Source organism: Cellulomonas sp. P5_C5 (assembly GCF_054049655.1).
Genome location: NZ_JBFULY010000012.1, coordinates 104200 through 110290, shown reverse-complemented (window position 1 = coordinate 110290; position 6091 = coordinate 104200). Strand labels below are relative to the sequence as shown.

The window sequence follows — 6091 nt, the reverse complement described above, 5'->3', positions numbered from 1 at the left end:
CTGTCGTGGTGACCGTCCTCGTCGCCGCGGCGGGCGTCGGACTCGGTCCGCTCGTCGCTGCCGCCGCCGGGGGAGCGGGACTCGTCGGCGCCGCGCTGCTGCCCACCGCCGCGCACCTGGGTGACCTGTGGTCCGCCGCGACGTCGGGCTGGGTCGCCGGCGGGCTGGGGGGCCCGGGGCCCGCCGATGCGCTGCTCACCGCGCTGACCGTGCCGACCATCCTGTCCGGCGGCTCGTCGTCGACCGCCGTGGCGCTGCTGCTGCTCGGCTCGGTCCTGCTCGCGGGCCTGGGCGCCTGGGCGGCCGCCGGTGCCGCGACGCGGTCCGTCGGCGTGCGGGCGTGGGCGGCGATCGTCTGGGCAGGCGCTCCCGCGCTGCTGCTGGGGCTCGGCGACGGTCGGCTCGGTGCCGTCGTCGCGCACGTCATGCTGCCGTGGGTGGCCCTGGGCCTCGCCCGCGCGGTCGGCGTGCAGCGCGTGGACCAAGTCCTGTCGGGTGTGGCGACCGCGCAGCGTGCCGACGACGACGACGTCGACCAGGCTGCGGTCGAGACGCCGGTCCGTGGCACCCCGACCGTGCCGACGCCGCGGGTGTCCGAGGAAGCGCCGGCGGAGGTCGATCCCGAGCCCGAGCCTGCCCTGCCCGAGCTCGTCGGCTCGCCCGATCCGACCGGGTCCGTCGCCGCGGCGGCCGGGGCAGCGATCGCGTTCGCGTTCGCCGTCGCCGGCGCACCCGGCCTGCTCGTCCCCGGCCTGCTCGCGCTGTGCGTCGTGGCGCTGTGCGCCCCGCGGCGGCGCGGCCGGGTGCTGCTCGTCGCCGTCCCGGCGCTCGTCCTGCTCGGTCCCACCCTCGTCGAGGCCGCCGGGCGCGGCCTGGCGGGGTGGCGGCTGCTCGTCGCCGACCCGGGTCTGCCGGCTGCGTCGTCCGACGCCGGTCCCGTGAGCCGGTTGCTCGGCCTCCCGACCGACGCGTCGTCGCTCGTCCCCGACGCGCTGCCGACCGCCATGGCCACGGCCTGGCCGCTCGCCCTCGGTGCGGTGGTGCTGGTGCTCGCCGGGCTGGCGCTCCTGCGGGGCGCGCCCGTCGCGCGGGCGGTGCGCGGAGCCTGGCTCGTCGCGGTCCTCGGCGTGGCGACCGCGACCGTCGTCGTCGCGATCCCGGTCGCGGTCTCGGACGACGTGCTCGCGTACGGGTGGGCCGGTCCGGCCCTGTCGCTGGCCGGTGTCGGGCTGCTCGCCGCCGCGGTCCTCGGCGCGGACCGGCTGCGCGAGCGGCTCGCCGGCTACACGTTCGGGTGGCGGCAGCCGGTCATCGCGCTCCTGACCGCGGTGGCCGTCGTGGTGCCCGCGGTCTGGCTCGGCTCGTGGACGTGGCAGGCGCGCAGCGGCGACGCCGTGCCCCTGCGCGCGGTCGAGCGGGCGATCGTTCCTGCGGTCGGCCAGCAGGCGCAGGCGTCGGCCCTGTCGTCGCGGGTGCTCGCGGTGAGCGTCGCCCCCTCCGCCGAGGACTCTGACGCCGGTGCGTCGACGGTGACGTGGCAGCTCATGCGCGCCGACGGTGCGCAGCTGGTGGACCAGGCCGCCGCAGAGTCGACGCGGACCCTGCGCGGCGACCTGACGTCGCCCGAGGTGGCCGCCGACGACGCCGCGACGAGCGAGGTCGACGCGCTCGTGGCACGCCTGGCGTCGGCGGCGACCGGCGACGTCGCCGGCGAGCTGGCCGCGCTCGCCGTGGCCGACGTCGTCGTGCCGCCGCTGCCGCACGACCTCGGCGGGGTCGCGCCGCAGGTCGCGGCTGCGCAGCGCGAGGAGCTCGTGAGCCGGCTCGACTCGACGGCCGGTCTCGAGCGAGTGACCCAGAACGCCACGGGGACGCTCTGGCGGGTCCAGGCGACTTCCACCGCGGCCGGGGTCGCCGCCCCGACGGTCGTCCCCGCGTGGGCGCGGATCCTGCCGGCGAGCGTCGACGTTGCCGACCCGACCGCCGCGGCGCTGGCGGTCGCGTCCTCCGGCCGTGCCGTCGACACCGTGGTCCCCGCGGGTGAGGCGGAGCGGCTGCTCGTGCTGGCGGAGCGCGCCGACCCGCACTGGCACGCGACGCTCGACGGCCGGTCCCTGCGGTCGGTCGACGACGGGTGGCGCCAGACGTTCGCCCTCGGCGCCGAGTCCGGAGAGCTCGTCGTCCGGTACGACGACCCGGACCGGGGGATCTGGCTCGCGCTCCAGGCGTTCGTCGCGCTCGTCACGGTCCTGCTGGCGGTCCCGGTGCGCCGGCGTCGGGGGATACGCGCATGAGCGCCGTCCGACCCGTGCCGACGCCTGCGCAGGTGTGGCTCGCGCGCGGTGCCCGGGCGCTGTCCGGGCTCGCTGTCCTGGGGCTGACCGTCGTCGTGGTCGTCGCCGGTGCCCGGGTCCCGGGCTCGGGCACGGACGACGCGGTGGCGACGACCGTGGTGCCGGTCCCGCCGACAGCGTCGACGCTCGTGTGCCCCGGCGCGCTGATCCTGCCGGACGACACCGGCCGGGGTGACTCGGCCTTCGACCCGACCCCGGTGGACCCGGTCTCGACGGTCACCGTCGTGACGTCGGTCCCGGACCGGGACGGCAGCTCCGCCGGGACGGTGACCCCGCTCGACCGGTCGGCCGTGACCGCGACGCTGGCTCCCGGCGGCACCGCGGCGGTCGTGGAGGGCGTGACCGGCCCGCTCGTGGTCCGCGCCGAGCCGGGGTCCTCTCCGGCCCGGGTCGCCGCGGCGAGCGCGGGACTGGTCACGGCCGGGGACCTGCGCGGCCTGGCGGCGGCCTCGTGCCAGCAGCCGACGGCCGACGCGTGGCTGCTCGGTGGCGCCACCGACCTGTCGAGCACGGCCCAGCTGGTGCTCAGCAACGCGGGCTCGACCCCCGCCGAGGTCGGCCTGACCATCTGGGGGCCGTCCGGTCCTGCTGATCTCACCGGTGAACGGTTCCTGGTGGCGCCCGGCGCGCAGCGCGTGATCGTCCTCGGCGGGATCGCCGCCGACCAGCGACGGCTGGCGGTGCACGTCTCCGCCACGGGCGGGCGGGTCGGCGTGCACGTGCAGGACTCGGCCCTCGACGGCTTCACCCCGGCGGGCACGGAGCTCGTCGTCCCCGGGGACGCGCCCTCCCGACGTCAGGTCGTCCCCGGGCTCTCGGTGGTCGCGTCGAAGGTGGGCGACGCGTCGGCGCCCGCGCTGCGGCTGCTGGCGCCCGGTGACACCGGCACGACGGCGCACGTCACGCTGCTCGGGGACGCGGGCGTCACCGAGCTCCCGGGTGCGGCGTCCGTCGCGCTCGCGCCCGGCGAGGTGACGGACGTGCCGCTGGGTGGCCTCCCGGCCGGTTCCTACACCGTCGTCGTCGACGCCGACCAGCCCGTGCTGGCCTCCGCGGTGCTCAGTCGGCCCGGTTCCGTCGGTGAGCTGGACGACGTGCCGAGCGTCGAGCGGGCGTGGGCGGCGTCGACCGCGGTGGGTCGCAGCGGCGTCGTCGCGATCCCGTCGGGCACCCGCGGCAAGCTGGTCGTCGGGGCGGTCGCCACCGGCAAGGACCCCGCGGCGAAGGGGACCGCGACGGCGACGCTGCGGCTCCTGGGCGCCGACGGCTCCGTGCTGGCCGAGCGCCGGCTGCGGCTGGCCGCCGGCACGACCGGGGTGTGGTCGGTCGACAAGCTCGCGACCGGGACCGGCGACGTCGAGGTGCCCGAGCCCGGCATGTCGACCGGAGGCCGAGGGGCCCCGGCGGGCGTCGTCGGCGTGGACCTGGTGACCGACGAGGACGCGAAGGTGGCCGTCGCCTGGGCGCTCCTCGCCGAGGACAACCAGCCGGACGGCGTCCTCGTCTCGGTGCTCGACCCCGTGCCGGTGCCGCGCACCACCCCCGACGTCGCCGTGCGGGAGGACCCGCGGCTCGGCACCCGCTGACTCACCCCGCGGAGCGCAGCTCCGCGCGCTCACGCAGGCGCAGCCCCAGGGCCGCCGCACGGCGGACCGGCCACTGGTACCAGTGCGGGTACCGGCGCCGGACGTACCGGGCGGCGCTCGCGTGGTGCGCGGAGATCATCGCCGCCGGCCTGGCCCGCCAGGACGTGCCCCCGACGTGCGTGACCTGCACCTGCGGGACGTACAGGTTGGTCCACCCGGCACGGCCGAGCCGCTCGCCGAGGTCGACGTCCTCGAAGAACATGAAGTAGTCGTCGTCGAACCCGCCGACACCCTCGAAGGCCTCGCGCCGGAGCAGCAGGCAGGCCCCCGAGAGCCACCCGGCAGCCCGGCGCGTCCCGGCGTCCCCCTCGTGTGCGCGGTACCGGCGGGTCCACGGGTTGCCCGGCCAGACGCGCACGAACAGCGCGTGCCCGGCCCCTTGCGTCAGCGACGGCAGCTCGCGCGCCGACGGGTAGACCGTCCCGTCGGTGTTGAGCAGGGCGGGCCCGACGGCCCCGGCGCGCGGCTCGGTCCGAGCCGCGTCCACGAGCGCGTCGAGGGACCCGGGCTGCCACTCGATGTCCGAGTTGGCGACGACGAGCCACGGTGCCGTGCTGCCCGTCGCGCCGAGGTTGGCGCCACCGCCGTACCCGAGGTTGGCCCCCGGTGAGACGAGACGTGCCCCGAACTCGTCGGCCACCGCGCGCGCGACGGTCGGATCGGTCCCGTTGTCCACGATCACGAGCTCGACGGACGCCGCCGAGGCCGTCGCCAGGGTCCGTGCGAACGTCGCGAGCTCGTCGCCGGGGTGGTAGACGACGCACACCACCCGGACGTCGGGACGGGTGGTGCCGGGGGCGGAGAGAGAGTCGGTCATCGTGCGGACAGGCTAGTGGCGTCAGCCGGCGTCGCCGTACCGCGGGTCGACGTCCTCGGGCGAGCGGCCGAGCAGGTGGGCGACCTGCTCGACGACGACGTCCCGCACGAGGTCGGCCAGGTCGAGGGGGTCGCTCGCGCGGGACTCGACGGGCCGGCGGTAGATCACGATGCGGGCGGGCAGCCCCGCGTCGGGCGGGAAGTACCGGCCCAGCGGGACGCCGCCGTGCTCCCACGGCGCCGGGTTGGACGGCGGCACGTCCTCGACCGCGAACTCCGTGCCCTGCAGCTGACGCGCCCAGGTCCGCTCGATCCGCTCGACGGCGTCGAGGACGAGGTCGTCGAACCGCTCGGCACGGGTGCGGTAGGCGGGCATCGTGCTCGGCATCAGCGGCCCGCGGGGTCCGCGTCCGCGCCGGTCACGACGACGCACCGGCACCACGGCCGCCGACGGCAGCGCGACGGAGCGACGACCGACGCCGGGGGGCCGACGGGCGGGCGGGGGCGGTGCTGAGCTCACCTGTGCACTGTAGATCGCGGACGGGCGACGGCGTGGGGGACACGGCCTGTCGCCGCTCGGGGGTACGGTCAGCGCGTGAGATCCGTGAGGCAGTGCTCGCGCACGGCCTGTGGCCGTGCGGCCGTGGCCACGCTGACCTATGTGTACGCCGACTCGACCGCGGTGCTGGGCCCGTTGGCGCAGCACGCCGAGCCGCACTCGTACGACCTGTGCATCGAGCACGCCGAGCGACTCACGGCCCCGCGCGGGTGGGAGGTCGTCCGGCTCACGCCCGAGTTCACGCCCGCGCCGCCGAGCCGGGACGACCTGCTCGCGCTGGCCGACGCCGTGCGCGAGGCCGGCAGGCGCACCGAGCCGGAGCCGGCGCCCCTGCCGGAGGCCGTGGGCGCCGTGCTGAATGACGCACCCCGTCGAGGGCACCTGCGGGTGCTGCGGGGCGAGGGCTGACGTGGCCCGCCGCAAGGGAGAGGCAGCGCGCGCCCGGGCCGAGCGCGCGGGGGAGCCGCTGGGCTCGATCAGCCAGCCGTCAGGCCCCGGGGTGCCCGGGACCGCGGCGTGCCTGCGGTGCGGCGAGACCGACCTGACCCGGATCCGGATGGCTCTGACGGACGGTCGGCAGGTGGTCTTCGTCTCGTGCCCGGCGTGCGAGCAGCGCAACTGGTTCCCCCTCGACGGGAACGGCGTGCCGCTGGACCGCGACGACGTCGTGGGCGGCGACTCCTGACCTGCTGAGCAGCGCGCGGCCCCCGGTACGA

General features: G+C 77.3%; 5 protein-coding genes and 1 pseudogene. 4 read left to right on the top strand and 2 right to left on the bottom strand.

What is annotated here, in order from left to right; translation table 11 throughout:
• Both ACXJKF_RS12495 and ACXJKF_RS12490 read left to right on the top strand, forming a co-directional pair.
• Window positions 1-2294: pseudogene (locus tag ACXJKF_RS12495) on the top strand (glycosyltransferase family 2 protein); the annotation flags it as partial.
• A complete protein-coding gene (locus ACXJKF_RS12490) occupies window positions 2291-3940 on the top strand; it encodes a DUF5719 family protein (RefSeq protein WP_456788032.1) in 1650 nt (549 codons plus the stop codon). The pseudogene ACXJKF_RS12495 and the gene ACXJKF_RS12490, both read left to right, overlap by 4 nt.
• Window position 3941: 1 nt before the next feature.
• On the opposite strand, the gene ACXJKF_RS12485 is transcribed toward ACXJKF_RS12490, so the two are convergent.
• Window positions 3942-4817 (bottom strand): glycosyltransferase family 2 protein, encoded by an 876-nt coding sequence (locus tag ACXJKF_RS12485; RefSeq protein WP_456788031.1) that lies wholly within the window; start codon window positions 4815-4817, stop codon window positions 3942-3944.
• A gap of 21 nt (window positions 4818-4838) precedes the next feature.
• Window positions 4839-5336 (bottom strand): metallopeptidase family protein, encoded by a 498-nt coding sequence (locus ACXJKF_RS12480; protein ID WP_456788030.1) that lies wholly within the window; start codon window positions 5334-5336, stop codon window positions 4839-4841.
• 75 nt (window positions 5337-5411) lie between these two features.
• Here ACXJKF_RS12480 and ACXJKF_RS12475 point away from each other — a divergent pair, with 75 nt between their 5' ends.
• Window positions 5412-5783 carry a DUF3499 domain-containing protein gene (locus tag ACXJKF_RS12475; protein ID WP_456788029.1) on the top strand — a complete coding sequence of 124 codons (372 nt, stop codon included), beginning with the start codon at window positions 5412-5414 and terminating at the stop codon, window positions 5781-5783.
• A 1-nt stretch (window position 5784) separates the two neighbouring features.
• Complete coding sequence (locus tag ACXJKF_RS12470; RefSeq protein WP_456788028.1) at window positions 5785-6060, top strand: hypothetical protein; 276 nt, start codon at window positions 5785-5787, stop codon at window positions 6058-6060.
• Window positions 6061-6091 lie beyond the last annotated feature (31 nt).